20 protein-coding genes are annotated in these 22,395 nt (G+C 64.8%); 11 read left to right on the top strand and 9 right to left on the bottom strand.

The features are described from left to right. Complete coding sequence (locus AABA86_RS11925; RefSeq protein WP_338306873.1) at nucleotides 1–849, bottom strand: phosphodiesterase; 849 nt, start codon at nucleotides 847–849, stop codon at nucleotides 1–3. Between the two features lie 192 nt (nucleotides 850–1,041). Between AABA86_RS11925 and AABA86_RS11920 the strand changes: the two genes are divergently transcribed. Beyond that, on the top strand, nucleotides 1,042–1,575 hold the full coding sequence (locus tag AABA86_RS11920) for an REP-associated tyrosine transposase (protein WP_338306872.1): 534 nt from the start codon (nucleotides 1,042–1,044) through the stop codon (nucleotides 1,573–1,575). Between the two features lie 119 nt (nucleotides 1,576–1,694). Here AABA86_RS11920 and AABA86_RS11915 read toward each other — a convergent pair whose 3' ends face one another. Then, nucleotides 1,695–3,167 (bottom strand): protein adenylyltransferase SelO, encoded by a 1,473-nt coding sequence (locus tag AABA86_RS11915; RefSeq protein ID WP_338306871.1) that lies wholly within the window; start codon nucleotides 3,165–3,167, stop codon nucleotides 1,695–1,697. A gap of 197 nt (nucleotides 3,168–3,364) precedes the next feature. Here AABA86_RS11915 and aspS point away from each other — a divergent pair, with 197 nt between their 5' ends. Next, nucleotides 3,365–5,137, top strand: a complete 1,773-nt coding sequence (gene aspS / locus AABA86_RS11910) for an aspartate--tRNA ligase (protein ID WP_338306870.1) — start codon at nucleotides 3,365–3,367, stop codon at nucleotides 5,135–5,137. 128 nt (nucleotides 5,138–5,265) lie between these two features. On the opposite strand, the gene AABA86_RS11905 is transcribed toward aspS, so the two are convergent. Then, complete coding sequence (locus tag AABA86_RS11905) at nucleotides 5,266–7,233, bottom strand: hypothetical protein (RefSeq protein WP_338306868.1); 1,968 nt, start codon at nucleotides 7,231–7,233, stop codon at nucleotides 5,266–5,268. A gap of 247 nt (nucleotides 7,234–7,480) precedes the next feature. Between AABA86_RS11905 and AABA86_RS11900 the strand changes: the two genes are divergently transcribed. Then, the gene (locus AABA86_RS11900; protein ID WP_212244659.1) at nucleotides 7,481–9,787 is read left to right on the top strand and encodes an NADP-dependent malic enzyme; all 2,307 of its coding nucleotides are present in this window, start codon (nucleotides 7,481–7,483) and stop codon (nucleotides 9,785–9,787) included. Between the two features lie 294 nt (nucleotides 9,788–10,081). Next, nucleotides 10,082–10,534, top strand: a complete 453-nt coding sequence (locus AABA86_RS11895; protein ID WP_338306866.1) for a DoxX family protein — start codon at nucleotides 10,082–10,084, stop codon at nucleotides 10,532–10,534. A gap of 4 nt (nucleotides 10,535–10,538) precedes the next feature. Here the strand turns inward: AABA86_RS11895 and AABA86_RS11890 are convergent, their stop codons facing one another. From AABA86_RS11890 to AABA86_RS11875, 4 genes are all read right to left on the bottom strand, one after another. Beyond that, complete coding sequence (locus tag AABA86_RS11890) at nucleotides 10,539–11,090, bottom strand: dihydrofolate reductase (protein ID WP_338306865.1); 552 nt, start codon at nucleotides 11,088–11,090, stop codon at nucleotides 10,539–10,541. 7 nt (nucleotides 11,091–11,097) lie between these two features. Then, nucleotides 11,098–12,123 carry a polysaccharide deacetylase family protein gene (locus tag AABA86_RS11885; RefSeq protein ID WP_338306864.1) on the bottom strand — a complete coding sequence of 342 codons (1,026 nt, stop codon included), beginning with the start codon at nucleotides 12,121–12,123 and terminating at the stop codon, nucleotides 11,098–11,100. Nucleotides 12,124–12,287: 164 nt separating this feature from the next. Beyond that, nucleotides 12,288–12,857 carry a glutathione peroxidase gene (locus AABA86_RS11880; protein ID WP_338306863.1) on the bottom strand — a complete coding sequence of 190 codons (570 nt, stop codon included), beginning with the start codon at nucleotides 12,855–12,857 and terminating at the stop codon, nucleotides 12,288–12,290. A gap of 93 nt (nucleotides 12,858–12,950) precedes the next feature. Beyond that, complete coding sequence (locus tag AABA86_RS11875) at nucleotides 12,951–14,540, bottom strand: L,D-transpeptidase (protein ID WP_338306862.1); 1,590 nt, start codon at nucleotides 14,538–14,540, stop codon at nucleotides 12,951–12,953. Nucleotides 14,541–14,748: 208 nt separating this feature from the next. Here AABA86_RS11875 and AABA86_RS11870 point away from each other — a divergent pair, with 208 nt between their 5' ends. From AABA86_RS11870 to AABA86_RS11860, 3 genes are all read left to right on the top strand, one after another. Further along, complete coding sequence (locus tag AABA86_RS11870) at nucleotides 14,749–15,297, top strand: CreA family protein (RefSeq protein ID WP_212244647.1); 549 nt, start codon at nucleotides 14,749–14,751, stop codon at nucleotides 15,295–15,297. A 384-nt stretch (nucleotides 15,298–15,681) separates the two neighbouring features. After that, nucleotides 15,682–16,083 (top strand): hypothetical protein, encoded by a 402-nt coding sequence (locus tag AABA86_RS11865; protein ID WP_338306860.1) that lies wholly within the window; start codon nucleotides 15,682–15,684, stop codon nucleotides 16,081–16,083. A 34-nt stretch (nucleotides 16,084–16,117) separates the two neighbouring features. Continuing rightward, nucleotides 16,118–16,483 (top strand): hypothetical protein, encoded by a 366-nt coding sequence (locus AABA86_RS11860; RefSeq protein ID WP_212244645.1) that lies wholly within the window; start codon nucleotides 16,118–16,120, stop codon nucleotides 16,481–16,483. On the opposite strand, the gene AABA86_RS11855 is transcribed toward AABA86_RS11860, so the two are convergent. Beyond that, a complete protein-coding gene (locus AABA86_RS11855; RefSeq protein WP_212244637.1) occupies nucleotides 16,484–16,729 on the bottom strand; it encodes a DUF6719 family protein in 246 nt (81 codons plus the stop codon). A gap of 67 nt (nucleotides 16,730–16,796) precedes the next feature. Further along, nucleotides 16,797–18,305 (bottom strand): MocR-like pyridoxine biosynthesis transcription factor PdxR, encoded by a 1,509-nt coding sequence (gene pdxR, locus AABA86_RS11850; protein WP_338306858.1) that lies wholly within the window; start codon nucleotides 18,303–18,305, stop codon nucleotides 16,797–16,799. 74 nt (nucleotides 18,306–18,379) lie between these two features. Between pdxR and AABA86_RS11845 the strand changes: the two genes are divergently transcribed. The 4 genes from AABA86_RS11845 to kynA all read left to right on the top strand — a co-directional run bounded on the left by AABA86_RS11845 (nucleotide 18,380) and on the right by kynA (nucleotide 22,382). Continuing rightward, nucleotides 18,380–19,105, top strand: a complete 726-nt coding sequence (locus tag AABA86_RS11845) for a pyridoxamine 5'-phosphate oxidase family protein (RefSeq protein WP_338306857.1) — start codon at nucleotides 18,380–18,382, stop codon at nucleotides 19,103–19,105. A 53-nt stretch (nucleotides 19,106–19,158) separates the two neighbouring features. Then, nucleotides 19,159–20,436 (top strand): ArgE/DapE family deacylase, encoded by a 1,278-nt coding sequence (locus AABA86_RS11840; RefSeq protein ID WP_338306856.1) that lies wholly within the window; start codon nucleotides 19,159–19,161, stop codon nucleotides 20,434–20,436. A 260-nt stretch (nucleotides 20,437–20,696) separates the two neighbouring features. After that, entirely contained in the window at nucleotides 20,697–21,506 is an 810-nt protein-coding gene (locus AABA86_RS11835) for an alpha/beta hydrolase (RefSeq protein ID WP_338306855.1), read from the top strand. 36 nt (nucleotides 21,507–21,542) lie between these two features. Continuing rightward, the gene (gene kynA / locus AABA86_RS11830) at nucleotides 21,543–22,382 is read left to right on the top strand and encodes a tryptophan 2,3-dioxygenase (RefSeq protein WP_338306853.1); all 840 of its coding nucleotides are present in this window, start codon (nucleotides 21,543–21,545) and stop codon (nucleotides 22,380–22,382) included. Nucleotides 22,383–22,395: the final 13 nt, after the last annotated feature.

The raw sequence follows: 22,395 nt of genomic DNA, 5'->3' as shown, positions 1-22,395 counted from the left end.
TCACCGCGCCGGGAAATTGAGTGCATAGTCGCGGCCGTCCGTTCCCACGGGTGGTTCGAACGGGAAGCGCAGACTTTCGTCGAGGAAGTCGTGGCTGTGCACGACGAGATTCTCGTCGTCGATCAGCACGACGCCATAGGCCGGCGGCTCGTGGCTTGCGAGGTGAGGCGCGTTCGCGTCGAGCTCGAACCAGACCTGATGGTTGGTGCCGCGCAGCGTCGAGAACGGGATCTTGCCAAAACTGCCGAAGATCGGCCGGTGCACATGGCCGAAGAAGAGATGGCGGATGCGCGCGCGATAGGGCGCAATCACCTCGGAAAATTCGGCGCTCTGCTTCAGCCCGATCTCGTCCATCGCATGCACGCCGATCGGGAAGGGCGGGTGATGCATGAATACGACGAATTGCTGGTCGTCGGGCGCGGCCGCGAGCGTCTTCGCGAGCCAGTCGAAGCGCTTGGCGCACATCTCGCCGGCGTGGCTGGTCTCGTCCAGCGTGTCGAGGAAGACGAACAGGCCGTGCTCGGTGGTGCGCGTGCCCTGCACGAATCCGTTTGAATCGCGCGGTGCGGCCTTCAGGCTATCGAGGCAAGTCACGCGGCGGTCGTGATTGCCGACCATCGCGATGTGAGGGATGTTCAGCGCCGACATCGCGTCGGCGAAATTGGCGTAGGAGTCAGCCTCGCCCCAATGGGTGAGGTCGCCGGTCACGACCGCGAACGCAGCGTCGGACTGATGCTTGTTGATGTCGGCAATCGCCGCGTCCAGCCGCGCGCGCGGGTCGAGGCCATAGATCTTCAGCCCGGGGTTCGCCAGATGCGTGTCGGTGATGTGGATGAATTTGAAGGGCATGGCGCGCTTTGTCAGGACGGTTGGAGGATGGGCGCTTCCGGCAAGGCGACCCTGACAGGCGGTTAGAGCGGGTGTGTTTCAGTTTGATGACAGCGGTTCCTGCGTCCACAGTGCTCGCTTCGTAGGGTGGATTAGCCGAAGGCGTAATCCACCACTGTGTGAGCCAACTTCAAGTTGTGCTATCGATGGGCGATGTCCGACTATCGCCGCGCATTCGTCCCGGGAGGATGCTGGTTCTTTACCGTGAACCTGCTCGATCGGCGGAAAGCTCTTTTGACCGACCAGATTGAGAGCCTACGAGACGCGGTCGCCGCAACGCGACAGAGCCACCCCTTCGCAATCGATGCTTTCGTGGTTCTGCCGGACCATCTCCACGCAATCTGGAAGCTGCCGTCGGGCGACGCCGATTTTTCGGTGCGCTGGCGCTTGATCAAGTCTCGTTTCGCCAAAGCGCTCCCGGTGACCGAGCGGCTGAGCGCTGTCCGTTTCTCACGGAATGAACGCGGCATATGGCAGCGACGGTTCTGGGAGCACCTGATCCGGGACGAGGCCGACTACGCCCGCCACGTCGAGTATTGTTATTACAATCCCGTCAAGCACGGGCATGTGTCGCGAGTCTGCGACTGGCCGTATTCGTCATTTCACCGCGATGTTCGTGCAGGACTGCTTCCGGAGGATTGGGGCGGAGACACTCAGTTCATCGGCGAGTTCGGAGAGCGGACGTAATAGCCGCGCCAATCTGTAGGGTGGATTAGCGAAGCGTAATCCACCTCTTTACTTTCCGGCTTCGAGAGAAGTGGTGGATTACGCCTTCGGCTAATCCACCCTACGCACCGGGTTTGTGGCTACGTCCCGCAGAACGTCCGCAGCACCCGCTGGTCCGGCAGCGGAGGATCGGCATAGGCGGCGTAATCCGGCTGGTCGTCGAACGGTTTCGCCAGCACCTTCACCAGCTCCTCGAACGGCGCGTAATTGTCGTCGTTGACCGCGGCCTGGATCACGGCCTCGACGCGGTGGTTGCGGGGGATGAACATGGGATTGACGGCGTGCATGGCCGCCTGCCGCTCGGCTGCGGTCTGCGGCTCCAGCGTGATGCGGGCGCGCCAGCGGCCGGCCCATTCGTCGAAGGCCGCGGGCTCCATGAACTGCGCGCGCGCATCCGCACTGTCATCAACGGCGGCGTCGCCCAGCTTGCGGAAGGTGAGGGTGAAGTCGGCCTGGTTCTTCGCCATGGCATCTAACAGGTCCTGGATCAGCGCTTCGTCGCCGTCGCGCTCCGTGAACAGGCCGACCTTTTTGCGCAAACCCGCCTGATAGGCGGCGCTGAACTGGTCTGAGAACGCGCCGAGAATGTCCTGGGCTTCGGCAACCGCCTTCTCCTGCTCGTCCGAGAACAGCGGCAGCAGGCATTCGGCGAGGCGCGTCAGATTCCACAGCGCGATGCGCGGCTGGTTGGCGTAGGCGTAGCGGCCCATCTCGTCGATCGAGGAGAAGACCTGCGAAGGGTTGTAGGCGTCCATGAAGGCGCAAGGGCCGTAGTCGATGGTCTCGCCGGAAATGGAGCTGTTGTCGGTGTTCATCACGCCATGGATGAAGCCGACCAGCAGCCAGCGCGCGACGAGATCGGCCTGGCGCGCGACGACGCCGGCGAGCAGCGCGTGATAGGGCCGCTCCACGTCGCGCAGCTCCGGATAGTGCCTGGTGATGACGTGGTCGGCGAGCCGGCGGATCGCGTCGGTGTCGCGGCGGACGGCGAAGAACTGGAAGGTGCCGACCCGGATATGGCTGGAGGCGATACGCGTCAGCACCGCGCCGGGCAGCGCGGTCTCGCGAATGACGTGCTCGCCGGTGACGACGGCGGCAAGCGAGCGCGTGGTCGGAATGCCCAGCGCATACATGGCTTCACTGACGATGTATTCGCGCAAGACCGGCCCGAGCGCGGCGCGGCCGTCGCCGCGGCGGGAGAACGGGGTGGGGCCTGATCCCTTGAGCTGGATGTCGCGACGGATGCCGTCTTTGTCGAGGACCTCGCCGAGCAGGATGGCGCGGCCATCGCCGAGCTGAGGCACGAACTGCCCGAACTGGTGACCGGCATAGGCCATGGCGATGGGATCGGCGCCGTTGGGAACCGTCTTGCCGGCCAGGATCGCAGCGCCTTCCGGGGTCTCCAGCATATCAGGGTCGAGCCCGAGCTGAACCGCCAGCGGCCGGTTCAGCTTGATCAGCCGGGGGGCGGCGACAGGGGTCGGCGCGACGCGGGCAAAGAAGCTGTCCGGCAGCGCCGAATAGGAGTTCTGGAAGGGGAAATGAACGGTCATGGAGGTAAAGATAGGCGGGGAACGCCTGATGGCAAAGGCTTGAGGTCAGATCGGCCAAAAATGGGCCTTCCGAGCCCAAAACAGCCCGTTCCCTTGGTTGCCGCCTCGGGTCTCGTCGGGTAAACCCTGCCGCAATCTCGGACCGGTCATGACAGGCCGTTCGATTCGCTTCCTCCGACATCATTTTTGGGACGACCATGCATCGCTACCGGTCACATACATGCGGCGCACTCCGCGAGAGCAACATCGGCGAGACGGTCCGCCTGTCAGGCTGGGTCCATCGCGTTCGCGACCATGGCGGCGTGCTGTTCATCGACCTGCGCGACCATTACGGCCTGACCCAGTGCGTGGTCGATCCGGACTCGCCGGCGTTCTCGCTGGCCGAAAAATTGCGCTCGGAATTCGTGGTGCGGATGGACGGCAAGGCCCGCCGCCGCCCCGAGGGCACCGACAACGACGATCTGCCGACCGGCAAGATCGAGATCTATGTCAGCGAGATCGAGGTGCTGGGCCCAGCCGGCGATTTGCCGCTGCCGGTGTTCGGCGACCAGGAATATCCTGAAGACATCCGCCTGAAGTACCGCTTCCTCGATTTGCGCCGGGAGAAGCTGCACCAGAACATCATGACGCGCGTCGAGATCATCAAGTCGATGCGCCGGCGCATGGAGGGGCAGGGCTTCTTCGAGTTCAACACCCCGATCCTGACGGCGTCCTCGCCGGAAGGCGCGCGCGACTTCCTGGTGCCCTCGCGCATCCATCCGGGAAAATTCTACGCGCTGCCGCAGGCGCCGCAGCAGTACAAGCAGCTCTTGATGATGTCGGGCTTCGACCGCTACTTCCAGATCGCGCCCTGCTTCCGCGACGAGGACCCGCGCGCCGACCGTCTGCCGGGCGAGTTCTACCAGCTCGACGTCGAGATGAGCTTCGTCACGCAGGAAGACGTGTTCGCGGCGATGGAGCCCGTGATCACCGGCGTGTTCGAGGAGTTCGCCAAGGGTAAGCCGGTGAGCAAGAACTGGCGCCGGATTCCATTCGCCGAAGCGCTCCGCAAATACGGCAGCGACAAGCCGGACCTGCGCAACCCCATCGAGATGCAGGACGTCTCCGAGCATTTCCGCGACTCCGACTTCAAGGTGTTCGCGCGCATGCTCCAGGACCCCAAGAACCAGGTCTGGGCGATCCCCGCGCCGGGCGGTGGCAGCCGCGCGTTCTGCGACCGCATGAACTCGTGGGCGCAAGGCGAGGGCCAGCCCGGCCTCGGCTACATCATGTGGCGCGAGGGCGGCGAGGCCGCCGGTCCGATTGCGAACAACATGGGAGTGACCCGGGCGAGAGCGATCCGCGACCAACTCGGCACCAAGGAAGGCGATGCCGCCTTCTTCGTCGCCGGCGATCCCGACAAGTTCTGGAAGTTCTCAGGATTGGCCCGCAACAAGGTCGGCGAGGAATTGAACCTCACCGACAAGGAGCGGTTCGAGCTCGCCTGGATCGTCGACTTCCCGATGTACGAGTACAACGAGGACGACAAGAAGGTCGACTTCTCGCACAACCCGTTCTCGATGCCGCAGGGCGGCCTCGATGCGCTGAAGGGCCAGGACCCGCTCACCATCAAGGCGTTCCAGTACGACATCACCTGCAACGGCTACGAGATCGCATCGGGCGGCATCCGCAACCACGTGCCGGAAGCGATGGTGAAGGCGTTCGAGATCGCGGGCTATGGCGAGCAGGAGGTGGTTGACCGCTTCGGCGGCATGTACCGCGCCTTCCAGTACGGCGCCCCGCCGCATGGCGGCATGGCCGCGGGCGTCGACCGCATCGTGATGCTGCTGTGCGGCACCACGAATTTGCGCGAGATCTCGCTGTTCCCGATGAACCAGCAGGCCATGGACCTCCTGATGGGCGCACCGTCGGAAGCCACGACGAAGCAGCTCCGCGAGCTGCATGTGCGGGTGAACCTGCCGCAGAAGTGAGGGGGGCGTGCCCCGGACGCAGCGCAGCGCTTCCTTGGCGATGCGAAGCATCGTCCAGTTCAGCGGTGCGCTGCAGAGCCGGGGCCCATGTCTCGGCGAACGACAAGCATTCTGGGTCCCGGCTCTGCCTACAACCCCGTCGACGCCTCGATCCTGAACCGCGCGAGTGCGATCGCCGGCTCGCTGTTCAGGGCATCCATGAGCTGAAGCACCGGCAGCTTGCCGAGCGGGGTCAGCTTGATGGTGAGCGTCTGGCCTGACGTCTCGACGAAGCCGGCGAACGCATCGACCGCGGCCTTGGCATCGAGATTGGAGGCCGCGATCTTCTCGCCTTGCGCCCGGATCATCTCGACGATGGCGCTGCGTGCGGTGTCGCGGCTGACATTCTGCATGCGCGCGAACTGGGCCACGACGAGATCGACCACGCCGCTGTCGTGCAAGGAGAGCTCGATCGGGCCGGTCTCGATTTGCCCGGCCTGGCTCATGGCCTGCGCCGGATCCGTCGTGAACAGGCCGCGCGGCACGTTGGCGAGCGCGAGGCGGCCTTGCGCCTTGGCGAGGTTGCCGAGATCGATCGTGGCAGGCGCAAACGCAAAGGCGCCCGACGATTCCGTCCAGGCCGCGCCGAGATCGAGGTTGATCGCGAGCTTGTCGATGCCGGCCATGGTCAGCGGCAGCTGCGCCGGATTCGAGGGATCGGTGGGAGCGACCATCTTCACGACCAGACTAGCCTTGCTCGGAATCGATCCGACCAATTGCCCCCAGCTCAGGCTGATCGTGTCGATGGTGACGAGCTGCCGCGTATTCTTGTAGGGCGAGACCACGCCCTTGATCTCGGCGCCTTCGAGCACCCGGAACAGGCCGAGCATCTGATCAGGCGAGGGCGGTTGCCCGGGCGTTCTAAGGCTTGCCGCCCAGCGCATCAGATTTGCCGCGCTGAAGGATTTCAGCGCGAAGCGCTCCATCTTGAGCTGGCCCTGCGGCAGCGGCATGTCGAGGCCTTCCAGCGCGATGGTGTCCTGATCGTATTTGATCGCGCTGAGCCGCCCCGTTCCTTGCGGCGTCTCGACTGTTTGCTTGCCGATTTCGACCTTGCCGATCTGGAAGCCCTCGAAGAAGTCGGCCACCTTCTCGATCATGTCGCGCGACTGCGCCGGCGTCAGGATCGTGCCGTCAGCCGGCACCAGGGCGATGATCCCTGCCGGGCGGAATTTCGAGGGCCGGATCGCGATGTCGTCGAAGCTGATGCCGTCGACCTGCACGCGCACGCCCGGAGCCGTCGTCACCACATACGAATTGACCGAGATGCGTCGATAGACCTTGTGAAAACTGTCGTCGCTCGACCCTTGCTGATCGAGCGCGGCCCTTATGGCGGTTGCGTCGAAATCGTAAGCGGCCAGGCCGGACAGCTCGCCGGTCATCTTCGCGGGTTTGCCCGGCTGGGTGAGGTCGAGCGAATAGGTGATGCGGTCCGTCTTCGCCGTTTCGATCTTGCCGCGGTTGACGTTCTGGACCGACAGACCGGAATAGACATAATCGCCGCCGCCGGCGTTGCCGGTGCCCGCATCGACGTTGACCGCGACGGTCGGCACCGCGATCGAGGATGCCGAAACTGTCGCGTATTGCGCGAGCATGAAGCGGTACATGTCGATGATCGAGCCGGACAGCGGCGCGGCGGCTGCACGGGTCGGACCGGAAAAATCGCGCGCGCTGATCTGCGGGATCTTGTAGTTTGCTTTCAGCTTCGCCCGCTCGGTAGCCGTGAAGGCGATCTCGACCCCGGACACCTCAATGCTGTCGGCCGTGAAACGGGCCTCATCCGGCTGGCGTACGCCGACGGCCGTGACCTTTGCGACCTTGACGTTGGCGAGCTGTGGCTGGGCGGGCTCGACACTGATGTCCTCGATCGTCAGCGTCCGGGTCCCGAGCTCGAACCCGATCTTGCCGTGGCTCGCCTTGCCGCCGCCTGCGCGGATCTGCTCGAAGGCCGTCTCGACCTCGCTCGTCGCCCGGTGCTGGACATAGAGGTTGAAGCCAAGCCATCCGCCCGCGCCGAGCACGGCAAGTGCGATCAGGCCGATCAGGATTCGCTTCATTCCCAGCTCCAGTTGCTCATTTTGCACCGCGCAACCTGCCATATTCGCGAAACGCCGCGTGGTCCAGGGAAAGCTATGGTTTTCAAATATTTGACCGCGCGCCCTGTTGATGGGCGCGCAATCGGATGTTGCCACCGGGGCGCCCGGCGTGCTTCATCCCGTTTCCATGACCCGGAAATACGGTCCGCTTGGACAGCCGCTTTCGGATCGTGCATTTTGAGGCCGGTAACGCGAGGCGAAACACCGCATGTCGTCCTATTCTGATGATCTCCACCAGGCGGCGCTCGCCTACCACCGTCTGCCGCGCCCCGGAAAGCTCGAGATCCAGGCAAGCAAGCCGCTTGCCAACCAGCGCGACCTCGCGCTGGCCTATTCGCCGGGCGTTGCCGCGGCCTGCACCGAGATCGCCAAGAACCCGGCGGAAGCCGCCACGCTGACGACCCGCGCCAATCTGGTTGCCGTGGTCTCCAACGGTACCGCCGTGCTCGGCCTCGGCAATATCGGACCGCTGGCCTCCAAGCCGGTGATGGAAGGCAAGGCGGTCCTGTTCAAGAAGTTCGCCGGCATCGACGTGTTCGATATCGAGATCGCCGCCGACACCATCGAGCGCGTGGTCGAAACCGTGGCGGCGCTCGAGCCGACCTTCGGCGGCATCAATCTGGAAGACATCCGCGGGCCGGAATGCTTCGAGATCGAGGCGCAGCTCAAAGAGCGCATGAAGATCCCGGTCTTCCATGACGATCAGCACGGCACCGCCATCATCGTCGCCGCCGCCGTCACCAACGCCCTGCGACTCAACGGAAAGAAGCTCTCCGACGTCAAGATCGTGGCGTCGGGAGCAGGGGCTGCCGCGATCGCGACACTCAATCTGCTCGTGTCGATGGGCGCGCAGCGCAAGAACATCTGGGTGTGCGACATCGACGGCCTCGTGCACGAGGGCCGCAACACCACGATGGACCGCTGGAAGGCGGTCTATGCGCAGAAGACCGACAAGCGCACGCTCGGCGACGTCATCGGCGGTGCCGACATCTTCATCGGTCTCTCGGCGCCGGGCGTGCTCAAGCCGGAGATGGCCAAGGCGATGGGCGACAAGCCGCTCATCATGGCGCTCGCGAACCCGACCCCGGAGATCATGCCGGAGGAGGCGCGGAAGGTGCGCCCTGACGCCATGATCTGCACCGGCCGCTCGGACTATCCGAACCAGGTCAACAACGTTCTCTGCTTCCCCTTCATCTTCCGCGGTGCGCTCGACGTCGGTGCCAGCGCCATCAACGAGGAGATGAAGCACGCCGCCGTCGAGGCCATCGCGCAGCTGGCGCGCGAGGCGCCGTCGGACGCGGTCGCGCAGGGTTTTGACACCGGCGAGACGCAAGGTTTTGGGCCGGGTTCGCTGATCCCCAGCCCCTTTGATCCCAGATTGATCCTGCGCATCTCGCCGGCGGTGGCGAAGGCGGCGATGGAGTCCGGCGTCGCGACGCGCCCCATCACCAATTTCGACGAATACACCGCGCTGCTCGAGCGCTTCGCCTTCCGCTCCGGCCTCGTCATGAAGCCGATGTTCGCCAAGGCCAAGACCCAGCCGGTCCGCGTGATCTACGCCGAAGGCGAGGACGAGCGCGTGCTGAGGGCCACGCAGGTGGTGCTTGAGGAGAACCTGGCGCGGCCGATCCTGGTCGGCCGTCCTTCGGTCGTAGAGGCGCGCATCAAGCGCTTCGGCCTCTCGATCCGCGCCGGCAAGGATTTCGACCTCGTCAATCCCGAGGACGATCCGCGCTACCGTTCCTACGTGCAGTCCTATGTCGAGGTCGCCGGCCGCCGCGGCGTGACGCCGGATGCGGCGCGCACGGTGGTGCGTACCAACAACACGGTCATCGCTGCGCTCGCGGTGACGCGCGGGGAGGCGGATGCGATGCTCTGCGGCGTCGAGGGCCGCTACATGAGCCATCTGCGCCATGTCCGCGAGATCGTTGGTTTTTGCCCGGGCATCAGCGACTACGCGGCGCTGGCGCTGCTGATCACCAGCAAGGGCGCCTTCTTCATCGCCGACACGCAAGTTCGCCCCAATCCGAGCGCGGAGGAGCTTGCCGAGATCGCATCGCTCGCCGCGGTCCACGTCCAGCGTTTCAACATCAAGCCGAAGATCGCCTTCGTCTCGCACTCGGATTTCGGAAGCTACGACACCGATTCCTCGCGCAAGATGCGCCGCGCGACCCAGCTGCTCAAGGAAAAGCATCCGGAGATCGAGGCCGACGGCGAGATGCAGGGCGACACGGCACTTTCGGCGGCCGCGCGGAAAATGGTGCTGCCGCATTCCAATCTCGAGGGCGAGGCCAACATCCTGATCATGCCGACGCTCGACACCGCCAACGTCGCCTATCAGATGATCAAGTCGCTGGCGGACGCGCTGCCCGTCGGCCCGATCCTGATCGGCCCGGCGCGCCCGGCGCATATCCTGACGCCGTCGGTGACGGCGCGCGGCATCCTCAACATGACAGCCGTCGCTGTGGTCGAAGCGCAGGAGCGCGCCGCACGGCAGCCGACGCTGTTCACGTAAGGGCGGACTGCAGCGTCGTCTTCGCCTCTCCCCGCGTGCGGGGAGAGGCCGGAATTTGCGATAGCAAATTCCGGGTGAGGGGGCTCTCCGCGAATCCAGTTCTCACCGTGATTGCGGAAGCGGCGCCTCACCCCAACCCTCTCCCCGTAAGAACGGGGCGAGGGAGCGCACCGCCCGAGCCTTGCAGGCTCAATCTTTTCAAAACAGTTCTCCATTTCCCCGTTTGTAAAGCGGCGCGCAACTCTTCATAATCCTTGCGCGTTCCGTGCTTAGCGCTTTGCCAAGAGGCCGATCATGCCAGCGTTCGTGACTTTCGGGCGAATCCTGTTCGCCGTGCTGTTCATCTACACGGGCGCGACCAAGCTCTTTGCCATCCAGGCGACCGCCGACTTCATCGCCACCAAGGTCGTGGTGCCCGACATCGTCGCGCCTTACGCCAAGCAGGTGGAGACGGCCACCGCCATGACCACGCCGCAACTGCTGGCGATCGCGGTCGGCGCGCTCGAGATCATCGCGGGGCTGATGATCGCGCTGAATTTCGGCGCGCGGTTCTTCGCGATGCTGATGATCGTCTATGTCGCGGTCGCGACCGTGCTGTTCGACGATTTCTGGAACCAGGCGCCGCCCGACAATGCCAAGATGGTGGTCGACGCGCTGAAGAACCTGTCGATCATCGGCGCCTTGTTCATGATCATGGGATACGGCCGCACCACGCGTCCGGCCGAGGCGGCCTACGGGGACGTCTGAGGGCCTACGTTCGGCGCCACGGAGTTACGGTCACCTCATGCGCCGCGTCGAGCAGATACGGCGCATCAGGCTGCATCCCGTGGGACGTCAGCACCTCCCGCGGCGTCCGCGCCGGCACGCCGACGAAGCAGCCTTCGCCGCCGGGCAGGCGCACATGCGGGGCTTCCGACAGCCAGAAGGTATCGTAGCGGCCCATGAACATCTCGAACACGGCGGGGCCGCCGATGACGGCGACCATGCCGGTGGTGACATCGGCAAAGGCGCAGGCCTCCTCGAAGCTCGCCTGTTCCGGATTCCACAGCGTCGCGTTCGGCATCTCCGGATCGACGGTGAGCACCTTGATCTTGCGGGTCAGGATCAGCCGCTTGCGCTTCGGCGAGTTCGGCTGCTGCTCATGCGAGTTGCGGCCGTGCACGATCAGCGCGGCGCGATCGAGCGCCTGCTCGAAGAACAACTTGTCGCCGTCGAACTTCAGGCTGTCGGGCATGACGTGGCTCGCGTCGGCGAGCATGCCGTCCGCCGAGACGATGACGTAGCCTTCGATACGGAAAGACAATTGCCGTCTATTCGGAAACGGTCGTCACCACGGAATTGACCGGGCGCTGGCTCACCGTCGGCAGCTTGGCGTCCTTGAGCAGCTCCTGGTCGTACTCCGGCAGCGACGAGGCCGGGAATTTGGCGCGCATCGCCACCACCTTGTAGCCGCCGGCCTTCAGGCGCTTGAGCAGCTCGGGCAGGGCCTCCGCCGTGTGCTTCTGGAAGTCGTGCATCAGGATGATGCCCTTGCCCTTGGTGTCGAGCTTCTTCATCACGGTCTCCACCACCTTCTCGGGCTTGGAGGCCTTGAAGTCGAAGGAGTCGATGTCGCAGGAGAAGATCGCGGTGTTGCGGTTGCCGAGATAGGTGACCATCTCCGGCGGATGCTGAAGTGCCGGGAAGCGGAAGAACGGCGAGGGCGAGATGCCGCCGAGCGCCCACTTCACCGCGGACAGGCCCTTCTCGATCTCTTCCTTGCGCTGCGCTTCGTTGAGCTTCTTGTTGTTGAGATTGGCGTGCGACCAGGTGTGGGTGCCCACGGTGTGGCCGGCCGCATAGACCTGCTTCAGGATCTCCGGCTCGTAGGTCGCGTGCTTGCCGATCGAGAAAAAGATGCCGGTGGTGCATTCGTCGGCGAGCGCCTTCAGCACGGCGGGCGTGTTCTTGGGCCAGGGTCCGTCGTCGAAGGTCAGCACCACCTCCTTGTCGCGCAGAAAGTCGAGCTCCTTGAAGTGCTCGAAGCCGAAGCCGGGACCGCCCGTGGTGTCGATCTCGACGGTGCGGGCAACCCCGAGCGCGCCCGGCGTGTTGCAGGCCGCGCGAGCCGGTTGCGGCGCCTGCTTGGGCGGGGGCGGATTGACGAAGCCTGCCGGCGCGGCGGCGGCCGGGGGAGCAGCTGGCGAAGCGGCAGCAGGCGCGGCTGCGGCCGGCGTCGCCGCGGGTGCGGCTTGCGTCGCCGCTGCGGGCTTTGCGGCCGGGGTCTGCGACCATGCTGCGCCGGTCATCGCAACCGACATCGCGCTTGCCAAAATCAGTCCTGCCGCCACACGCATGGTGTTGTCCTCGAGATTGATCCCGTTGTTCCGCCGCTGCTTTTCGCCTTCGGCAAAACCGTCCTGCCCCAAACGATCCTAGCCTAGATGGAGGGCCTTCGCCATTGCAACGGCTGTTTGGCATCCCGCCACAATTGTGCCCAGCCGGATTGGGGCGCCGCGCGTCAACTGTCGGCCAGCGCCCTGGCAATGGCCGTCTTGATCCGCGTGTCGGCCGGTTCGACCGCGGACGGAAAGACCTCGGCGATGTAGCCGTCGCGGCCGATCAGATATTTATGGAAGTTCCAGCGCGGAACTTCGCGCGGGCGCGCCTCGGCGGCCCATTTGTAGAATGGATGCGCCTTCGCGCCGACGACGTTCGCCTTGGCTGCGATCGGAAAGGTAACACCATATTGGTGGTGCGCGGTCTCGGTGATCTCGCTGCTGCCGCCGGGCTCCTGGCCACCGAAATCGTTGGAGGGCACGCCGATCACGGTGAGTCCACGGACGCGAAACTCGTTCCAGATCTCTTGCAGGCCGGCATATTGCGGCGTGTAGCCACAGAGCGAGGCCGTGTTGACCACCAGCAGCGGTTTGCCGGTGAAGGCGGCAAGCCGGATGTCGTCGCCGGACAGAGCGGGGAAGGAGAAGGCATAGGCCGAGATGCGGCTCATGCCGCCATCGGCGAACGCGCGCGTTGCCGGCGCGAGCATGCCTGCAAGCGCCGTGGTGAGCATGGTTCTGCGATTCATCATGACGGCGTCCCCCGAAATGATCCGGGCCGCATGTTACTCCCCCGGTGCGACCTGCCTCGTCAACACCGCGTTATCGGGGCGCCGTGAAACAGGTCAGTACAGGCGGACGATGAAGTCGGTGCCTTCGCCGGTCTCGCCCTGGTTGATGCCCTGGTCGGAGATGATGATGGAGCCGCCCGACGTCAGCATCTCGTTGATCTTCGCCATGCTGTCCGCAGGGATCGCAATGCGGTCGAGTGCCTCGGCAGGGCTATCGGGGGTGACTACCGGCTTGGCGGTCGCAGGCTTGGCGGCAACGGGGATCACGGCAGCGCCACGCTGGCGGCGCGTGAGCCGGCCGTCGTCCTCGCGGGCCGCCGAACGGGCGGAGACCGGCAGCGACACCACCGACCAACGCAGCGCATTGGAATCGGACTTGTCGAGCTCGGCGGTGAAGATATGCGTGCCGAGCGGCCGCTCGCTGGTGGCGATCGTCACCGGCACCTCGAACAGCGGTGCAAAATTCTGCCGCACGTAGAGCTTGGAATCCTTGCGGCTGATGAAGACGGCGATCTGGCCGGCCCGCTTGGGCGCTTCTGGTTTTGCGGCCGCCGGTTCGGCAACACGACTCTCGTCCTTCTTCGCGTCGGGCGAGGCGGCGAGCGCAGCCGGCGCATCGGGCGTCTTCGCGGGGTCCGCGGCTTCGGTCTTGGCCGGCTCGGCCTTGACGGCTTCGACCTTGTCGGTGGCGGGCCTGTCGTCGCCAGCCGGCTTGGCGGCTTCCTCCGGCTGCGGCTTGGCCGCGTCAGATGCCTCGGCCGTCTTGGCCTTGTCGGCCGGTGCGGCGGCTTCCTCGCGGGCTGACGCATTGCCCGTGGTCACATCCGACATCACGGCGTGACCGACGGAGGTGCGCAGCTCGAGCACGCTGTCGGCGCTGGCAGTTTTGGTCTCGGTGGGCTTGGTGTCGGCGGCTTTGGTTAGCGCGGCGCCCTTGTCGGCCTTGTCGCCGACATTGGTCTGCGGCTCCAGGTTGACGGCAGGCTGCGGCGGCACGCGCACGGAGGCGAGCAGGGGATGGGAGAAGCTGTGCGGCGTCATCTCGCCGGGCGCGACGATGACGCGCGCGCCCATCCTGGTCCAGTTCCACATCTTCACCGCGAACGCCATCGGCATGCGGATGCAGCCATGCGAGGCCGGATAGCCCGGCAGCACGCCGGCATGCATGGCGACACCAGACCAGGTGATCCGCTGCATGTACGGCATCGGCGCGCCGCTATAGATGTTGGAGTGGTGGAATTTGTGCTTCTGGATGACGCTGAACACACCCATCGGCGTCGAATGGCCCTTCATGCCTGTCGACACCGGAGATTCCGCGAACACACCCTTGGTGTCGTAGACCGTGACCTTTTGCCGGTCGATCGAGACGACGATGACGAGCGGCCCTTGTGGCTTGGTGCCGGCTTCCTTCTCGGCGACAGCCTCTTTCTTCACGGCAGCGCCGCGCTTCTGCGGCTTCTGGCGCGGTATCTCGGGATGCCGGTCCTGCCGGGCGTAATAGGACCCGTCGGAATAATCCGTCCAATAATAAAATGCTGCGTCAGCCTGGCTGGTCGTGCCGATCGCACCCGCCGCCGTCAAAATGGCGACCTGCCACAGCCGCGCCGGCTTGGCAGAAAAACCCGACCCGTTCACGCTGTTCATCCTCGAATCCATAATCCAAATCAGAAGTTAGTCTCGCAGAGGGAATACGCGTTCACCAGCAGGGCGGTTCTGCCATCAGCTACATTTGTCCAAGTCGTAGCAAAAAAGCCTCACGGAGCGGTAAACGGCGGCCGCGCTCGTCTGTCCGTTGTCTTCCTGAGCGGCTGCCTCATACCTACATTGTGGCGACTTGTTACCGGAGAACTTCATGTCATCTCGTTTCCTCGGTCTTTCCGGCATCCGCTTGAAAGGCTTAGCTTTCTTCCTCCTTGCCCTGGTCGTGCCGGCGGCGTCCGCTTCGGCTGCCGACGAGCCCGATCTGATCTTCCGCCGCTCCACCGTGTTCAAATGGATGAGTCCGAACGACAAGCTCGCGACCTATGGTCTCGACGATCCCGAAGTCGAGGGAGTCGCTTGTCATTTCACCGTACCGGAGAAGGGCGGCTTCAAGGGCTGGCTGGGCCTTGCCGAGGAGGTCTCGGACATCTCGCTGGCCTGTCGCCAGGTCGGCCCGATCAAGTTCAAGACCAAGATGGAGCAGGGCGACGACATGTTCCGCAGGCGCCGCTCGCTGTTCTTCAAGAAGATGCAGATCGTGCGCGGCTGTGACACCAAGCGCAACGTGCTGGTCTACATGGTCTATTCGGACAGGCTGATCGAGGGCTCGCCGAAGAACTCGACCTCGACCGTGCCGATCATGCCGTGGGGACCGGCGGACGCAAACGTCCAGAAGTGCGGCGAGTTCTTCACGGAGTGACGCGCTAGCGTTTCACTCAGCGCGGCTGGCCTGCGGTTTGACAAGGTGCGAGCCGGTCAGCCGCACGAACGCTTGTGGCGCGGCTTCAAAGCCGCGGCCAGACTGCAACGCCATTGCGCCGGCTGAGACGACGCGATTCGACCGTTGATCTCCGCGGTCCGTCCGTTGGTTCGCCTCGCGCGACATTGCGCGATCTTGCGCCACCATCATGGCCATCCCTCAAGTGAACGCGCCCGATGATCCGGGCGTCCTGGCTTCGATGGCTTGGGTCGCGGCCGACGTGCCCTCGGTTCGACCCAGCCTTCGTTTGCCGTTCCATTCAGCAGAAAAACGTAAAATGCGTGTGAAGCGGGTAAGGCGGGAGCATGACGGCGGCTGCGTCTGGTGTGGTCGCGCACCGCAGCCGGAACTTGGCAGGCTACTTTGAACTGCGGAGAGACCCATCTGAAAAGATTGGTGTTTTCGGAGAATTATGTCGTCGTCTCGGGCTCGACGAAACAATTCTCACGCAAGATGAAACCATTTTGCGCTTTTGGCGCATCACGCGCGAAACCGCCCATGGTTATGAGCTTCACAACGAACGACGGCGCATCGCCGACCACCGAATTGGGAGACAAGACCATGCGCGCGCTCAGCTTCATCCTTGCCTTCGGTTTGGTGATCGCAGGCTCTTCGTTCGCGGGCGCGCCGGACGGCGGTCTCCCCGGTGTCGGCACCTTCCAGTACAGCGGCTCGCCGATCACCCCCACGGCGTCGCAGTCGATCGTGGTTGCCGCGCGCTTCTGATCAACAACAAGAAAATCAGCCGATAAAGGCCGTCATGATCGTTCGATTTTGCGCCGCTGCGTTCGTGTCCGTTCTGACGATCAGTGCCGCCCAGGCGCAGGTGCGCGCGCCCTCGAGGTTACCGGATCCCCGCACTGAGTTCGTGCGCCAGTGCGCGCCGCGGATGCTCGGGCGTTGGGAACATCCCGAGGAAGTCTGCGGCTGCCTGCACGATCACGCCGCAGCGGCCGTCGAGGACCGCGATCTGCGCGAAGCGCTGTTGCGCGGCATCAGCGAGACTGGCGTGCCCACCATCGAGACCGACTGGGTGCCGGCGTCCAAGCAGGGCGAGATCGGTCCGACCTTCACCAAGATCGCCAAGCCGACCTTGCAGTGCATGTTCGATCCGGCGAAGCAGTAACTATTTCGTCTTCGGACCGTACCGCGGCACGCAGGCGCTGGTGCGCGCGACGCCCTTGTCGGTCATCTTCGTTCCGCGCACTTCCTTGACCTGTCCGGCGGGACAGGTTCCGTCATCCACTTGCACGCGCTGACCAAGCTTGAGATCGACGATGTCCTGCTCGCGTCCGACCGTGACGGCATGCGCCGTCGTCACGAGCGCGGCGGAGATCAGGACTGAGAGGCAAGCTGCACGGCGGAAAAGCATGGCGAAAGATCCCGGCATTGATACCGCAATGTAAGGACAGGCTCGCGATTCTGATAGTGAACCTTTGTCAGGGCCGCCGGGCCGTCTTGTTCCTCGTGCGCAGGGCGGCGCGCGATTCCCTTGCGAGCCGTTCGGCGGCGGCGATCAGCTGTGGAACCGCGTGGCCGGAAAATCCCAGCACGAAGCCGGGCAGAGGGCGCGCGCGCGAATAGGTGTCGGCCAAGAGCCAGCCTTCCGCGCCGGCCGCCTGCTTGGCCCGCGCTGCCACCGAAAGGTCGACCGAGCGATCAAACCGGGCGACGAGATGCAGGCCTTGGGATGGCACCGGCACCGATAGCGCGCCATCGGATGCGGCTTCCAGCGTTTCGGCCAGCACATCGCGGGCGTCGCGATAGAGTTTTCGCACGCGCTTGAGGTTGGCGGCGAACGCGCCGGAATTGAGCATGTCGGCCACCGCGCCTTCCATCAGCGTGGCGGGGAAGCGGTCGAGCGCCGCGCGCGCAGCCGTCACATCAGCGATCAGGCGTTCGGGCAGGGCGCAATAGCCGATGCGCAGGCCGGGAAACAGCGTCTTGGCGAACGTGCCGAGGTAGATCACGCGCTGGAGGCGGTCGATGCCCGCGAGCGACATCAGCGGTGCGCCGTCATAGCGAAACTCGCTGTCGTAATCGTCCTCCAGCACGAAAGCGCCGGCTTGCCTCGCCCAGTCCAGCAGCTCGAGCCGCCGCGGCATCGACATCTGCACGCCCAGCGGAAATTGATGCGATGGCGTGACATAGGCCGCGCGCGCGTTGGGGCCGTCCGTGCGTCCCTTGGCGACACGCAAGCCGTGCTCGTCGACCGGAACGGACACGGTGCGATAGCCGCAATGCGCGATGGTTTTTCGCGCGGCGGGGTAACCCGGATCTTCGCACCAGACCTGGTCGCCAGCCTTCAGGATCGCGCTCAGCACGATCCGCAGTGCGTGCAGGGTCCCCGATGTCAGCATGATCTGGTCGGGGTCGCAGCGCAGCCCTCGCGCCGACAACAGATGATCGGCGATCGCCGCGCGCAGCTCGCGGCTGCCGCGGGGATCGCCATAGTGAAGGTGCTCCGACCCGAATGCGCGCATGCGCCGGCCGACGAAAGCGCGGAAGCGCTGCACCGCGCGTTCGTCGATATGGGTGCAGCCGAGCGCGAACGCGCCTTGCCCCGGCGTTTCGACGAGGGCCTTCGGCTTGCTCGGCTCGGCCGTGCGCGCTGGAATGCGCGCGGCGACGTACGTTCCCGAGCCGACGGTCGCCTCGGCGAAGCCGTCGGCGATCAGGCGCTCATAGGCGATGACGACGGCGTTGCGGCGAAAGCCGGTCTGCCCGGCCAGCGTGCGCGACGGCGGCAGCGGCTCGCCGGGCTTGACGAGGCCGGAGACGATCATCTCGCACAGCGCCTGATAGAGCCGGTGTGCGGCGGAGGCGCCTGGCGTGACGTGCGGGCCGGTAAGGTCGAGCGGCAGCTCGGTCTTTGTCGGCAAGGAAGACTTTGTCGGCAAGGAAGACTTGGCCGGCGAGGAGGGGGAATTGGTCGGAATATTTCGCATGGAATTGGAACTATCGCAGACCAAATGCGCCGCTACAACTGCTTCGGATCATTCCAATCCGATCAGGAGCGGCCGTGAGCCAGACTGAGACCAGCAATTCCTATCCGACATCGGCGCGCAACCAGGTGAAGCGTCGGCACGACCGCGGCTTCTACGATCACGAAACCGTCCATCGCATCCTGGATTCCTCGATGCTGTGCCATGTCTCCTATGCGATCGACGGCCAGCCCTATTGCACGCCGACCTTCTTCTGGCGCGAGGGCACCAAGCTCTACTGGCACGGCTCGAGCGCAAGCCGGATGTTGCGTAACCAGACCAAAGGCGAGCGCGTGTGTCTGACGGTGGCTCATCTCGACAGCCTCGTGCTGGCGCGCTGCGGCTTCAATCACTCCGCCGACTACCGCGCGGTGATGGCGTTCGGCACCGCCTATCTCGTCACCGACCCCGAGGAGAAGGAGCGCGCGGTGATCGCTATGGTCGACCGCTTCTTCCCGGATCGCACCGCGAGCCTGCGGGCCAGCAACACGCAGGAGATCAAGGCGACATCCTTCATTGCGATGGAGATCGAGGAAGCCTCGGCCAAGATACGGGCCAAGGGTGTTGCTGACGACGACGAGGACTATGCGTTGCCGATCTATGCCGAGCGCATCCCGGTGCGTACGGTGCTCGGCGCGCCGGAGCCGTGCCCGCGCCTGCGCGACGGCGTGACGCGGCCTGCGACGCTGAATGGCTATTCGGAAGGCCGCCTGCTCGAAGATGCATTGCGGGATGCATATTTTGTGGAGTACCCGAACGGCTGAAATCGGCTAGCTTGCGCACTCCTTGGGACCATTGGAATGCCTGGAGTTGCCTGATGAATGCCGAAACGCAGCAGAGGATTCTTGACGCCGTCGACGCCGGCTTCGAGGCCCAGCTCGCCACCACCCGCGATTTCGTTGCAATCCCCTCGACCCGTGGGGCGGAGGGGCCGTGCCAGGACATGATCGGCGACCTCCTGCGCCAACGCGGCTACGAGGTCGACGACTGGCACATCGATGTCGACGACCTCAAGGATCTGCGCGGCTTCGGTCCGATCGAGCATGATTTCTCCAAGGCGCGTTCGGTGGTGGGCACCTACCGTCCGCAAACCAACGGCGGCAAATCGCTGATCCTGCAGGGCCACTGCGACGTCGTGCCCGCAGGCCCCCTGGAATTGTGGGACACGCCGCCGTTCTCGCCCGTCATCAAGGACGGCAAGATGTTCGGCCGCGGCGCCTGCGACATGAAGTCGGGCACCATCGGCGCGCTCTATGCGCTCGATGCGATCAAGGCCGCGGGTCTCAAGCCGACGGCGCGGATTCACTTCCAGTCGGTGATCGAGGAGGAGAGCACGGGCGTCGGCGCGCTCTCAACGCTGCAGCGCGGCTACCGCGCGGACGCCTGCTTCATTCCGGAGCCGACCGGCGGCAAGATGGTGCGCTCGCAGGTCGGCGTGATCTGGTTTCGCCTGCGCGTGAAGGGGCATCCGACCCATGTCGCGTTTGCCGGCTCCGGCGCGAACGCGATCATGGCCGCCTATCATCTGATCCAGGCGCTGCAAAAGCTCGAGATCGAATGGAACGAGCGCGCCAAGGCTGACAGGCACTTCAAGACGCTGAACCATCCCATCAACTTCAACCCGGGCATCATCAAGGGCGGCGATTGGGCCTCCAGCGTGCCGGCCTGGTGCGACGTCGACTGCCGGATCGCGGTGCTGCCGGGCTGGTCGATCGCCGATCACCAGAAGGAGATTGCGGCCTGCGTCGCCGCTGCGGCGCGCAACCACCGCTTCCTCGCCAACAATCCGCCGGAGATCGAATGGTCGGGCTTCCTGTCGGAAGGCTATGAGCTGACCGATGCCGCCGCGCCGGAGGCCGCGTTCAGCAAGGCGTTCGACAAGGTCTATGGCGGCGTGCCAGAGGATCTCGTCTTCACCGCGCTGACCGACACGCGCTTCTACGGCCTCAACCACGGCATCCCGAGCCTCTGCTTCGGCGCCAGCGGCGGCGAGATGCACGGCTTCAACGAGTTCGTCGACCTGGCCTCGCTCAAGAAGACGACCAAGGCGATGGCGCTGTTCATCGCGGAATGGTGCGGGGTGGAGAAGGCGTAAGGTCTGGTGTCCCGGACGCGGTGCAGCGCGAAGCGGTGCGTCGCCGAGCCGGGACCCATGTTGCGGCAGAGGCGCTGGACCCCGGTTCAGCAGCGCATCGTTGCACGCTGCGCTGCGCCCGGGGAACGTGCCCAACCAATCGTCGCTCGGCCAAGGCACGAACTGCTAGATGCTTTAAGCTTAAAAGAAAGACTAGGATGCTGGCCTGACCGGTGGCAGACTGGCGCCCGGTTCGCTGGACGAGTCCTCTGGGAGTTACGATGCGCGATTGGGATGATGCTTACGCCAACTCGGCCCACATCCCCGGCTCGGACAAGATGCCTGGACAATGGGCTGAGCGGGCGGCCGCCTACCGCGCCGGGCTGAAGGATTTTCGCGCCGACATCGCCTATGGCGCCGGCGAGCGTCAGCGCCTCGACCTGATCCTGCCCGACGGCGACGGCAAGGGCCTCGTCGTCTTCGTCCATGGCGGCTACTGGATGCGCTTCGACAAATCGACCTGGACTGATCTCGCTGAAGGCGCGCGCCATCATGGCTGGACGGTGGCGCTGCCGAGCTACACGCTGACGCCGACCGCACGCATCTGCGACATCACCGCCGAGATCGCCGCGGCGATCGCCAAGGCGGCCTCGCTCGTCTCCGGGCCGATCCGGCTCGCCGGCCACTCCGCCGGCGGCCATCTCGTCACGCGCATGCTGTGCGACGACAGCCCGCTGGAGCCCGCCGTCTACAACCGCATCGCCGGAACGCTCTCGATCAGTGGCCTGCATGATCTGCGTCCGCTGCTGAAGACGAAGATGAACGAGACGCTGCGCATGACCATGGAGGAGGCGGCGCTCGAAAGCGCGGCGCTGCATCTGCCGCGCGGGCATTCGTCCGTCACGGCCTGGGTCGGCGGCAGCGAGCGGCCGGAATTCATCCGTCAGTCCGACCTGATGGCCAATGTCTGGACCGGCTTCGACGTGCCGACGCGCCTCGTCGTCGATCCCGGGCTCAACCATTTCACCGTGATCGACGGACTGAAGGATCCGTCATCGCCGATCACCGCGCGCCTGATCGGCCTCGACTGAGCAAAGCCGGGGAAGATCGATCGAAAGGGCTTGTCCATGACGTCCAGCGATTACGATCCCACCAGCGAAGGGGCCGAGACCGATTTCGCCCGGCGGATGTCCTATGGCGACTACCTCGCGCTGGACGCGATCCTGGGTGCGCAGCATCCGCTGTCGGAAGCGCATGACGAGATGCTGTTCATCATCCAGCATCAGACCACGGAGCTGTGGATGCGCCTCGCCATCCACGAACTGAGTGCCGCACGCCGTGCCATCGCGGGGGACGAGGTGCAGCCCGCCATGAAGATGCTGGCGCGGATGTCGCGCATCTTCGAGCAACTCAACAACGCCTGGGACGTGCTGCGCACGATGACGCCGAGCGAATATACCCGTTTCCGTTCGCAGCTCGGACAGTCCTCCGGTTTCCAGTCGCGCCAGTACCGGCTGATCGAATTCCTGCTCGGCAACCGCAACCACGCCATGCTCAAGCCGCATGCGCACGATGTGGCGACGACGAAGCTGCTCGAAGCCGAACTGGCGACGCCCAGCCTCTATGACGAGGTGCTCAGGCTCGCCGACCGCAACGGGCTCAAGATGCCGCCGGCGGTGCTGGCGCGCGACGTCCGCGAGACCCACAGCTTCAACGAAGGCGTGCTGCAGGCCTGGCGCGTCGTCTACGAGGCACCGGAGACGCATTGGATGCTCTACGAGCTCGCCGAAAAACTGGTCGACTTCGAGGACTATTTTCGCCGCTGGCGCTTCAACCATGTCACGACGGTCGAGCGCGTCATCGGCTTCAAGCGCGGCACCGGCGGCACCGGCGGCGTCAGCTACCTCAAACGCATGCTGGAGGTCGAGCTGTTTCCCGAACTCTGGCGTGTGCGAACAATTCTGTAGAAATGCCCAAGAA

This window comes from Bradyrhizobium sp. TM233 (assembly GCF_036247965.1).
Lineage (GTDB): Bacteria > Pseudomonadota > Alphaproteobacteria > Rhizobiales > Xanthobacteraceae > Bradyrhizobium > Bradyrhizobium ottawaense.
Note: the sequence above shows the minus strand (reverse complement) of the source record. Positions and strands in the feature narration are given on the sequence as shown.

Coding starts and splice junctions, on each gene's coding strand:
- AABA86_RS11855 (WP_212244637.1), bottom strand. CDS start 16,729: ATGCTTTTCCGCCGTGCAGCTTGCCTCTCAGTCCTGATCTCCGCCGCG.
- AABA86_RS11840 (WP_338306856.1), top strand. CDS start 19,159: ATGAATGCCGAAACGCAGCAGAGGATTCTTGACGCCGTCGACGCCGGC.
- AABA86_RS11905 (WP_338306868.1), bottom strand. CDS start 7,233: ATGAAGCGAATCCTGATCGGCCTGATCGCACTTGCCGTGCTCGGCGCG.
- AABA86_RS11925 (WP_338306873.1), bottom strand. CDS start 849: ATGCCCTTCAAATTCATCCACATCACCGACACGCATCTGGCGAACCCC.
- AABA86_RS11885 (WP_338306864.1), bottom strand. CDS start 12,123: ATGCGTGTGGCGGCAGGACTGATTTTGGCAAGCGCGATGTCGGTTGCG.
- AABA86_RS11920 (WP_338306872.1), top strand. CDS start 1,042: ATGTCCGACTATCGCCGCGCATTCGTCCCGGGAGGATGCTGGTTCTTT.
- kynA (WP_338306853.1), top strand. CDS start 21,543: ATGACGTCCAGCGATTACGATCCCACCAGCGAAGGGGCCGAGACCGAT.
- AABA86_RS11870 (WP_212244647.1), top strand. CDS start 14,749: ATGTCATCTCGTTTCCTCGGTCTTTCCGGCATCCGCTTGAAAGGCTTA.
- pdxR (WP_338306858.1), bottom strand. CDS start 18,305: ATGCGAAATATTCCGACCAATTCCCCCTCCTCGCCGGCCAAGTCTTCC.
- AABA86_RS11875 (WP_338306862.1), bottom strand. CDS start 14,540: ATGAACAGCGTGAACGGGTCGGGTTTTTCTGCCAAGCCGGCGCGGCTG.
- AABA86_RS11880 (WP_338306863.1), bottom strand. CDS start 12,857: ATGATGAATCGCAGAACCATGCTCACCACGGCGCTTGCAGGCATGCTC.
- aspS (WP_338306870.1), top strand. CDS start 3,365: ATGCATCGCTACCGGTCACATACATGCGGCGCACTCCGCGAGAGCAAC.
- AABA86_RS11915 (WP_338306871.1), bottom strand. CDS start 3,167: ATGACCGTTCATTTCCCCTTCCAGAACTCCTATTCGGCGCTGCCGGAC.
- AABA86_RS11900 (WP_212244659.1), top strand. CDS start 7,481: ATGTCGTCCTATTCTGATGATCTCCACCAGGCGGCGCTCGCCTACCAC.
- AABA86_RS11835 (WP_338306855.1), top strand. CDS start 20,697: ATGCGCGATTGGGATGATGCTTACGCCAACTCGGCCCACATCCCCGGC.
- AABA86_RS11860 (WP_212244645.1), top strand. CDS start 16,118: ATGATCGTTCGATTTTGCGCCGCTGCGTTCGTGTCCGTTCTGACGATC.
- AABA86_RS11895 (WP_338306866.1), top strand. CDS start 10,082: ATGCCAGCGTTCGTGACTTTCGGGCGAATCCTGTTCGCCGTGCTGTTC.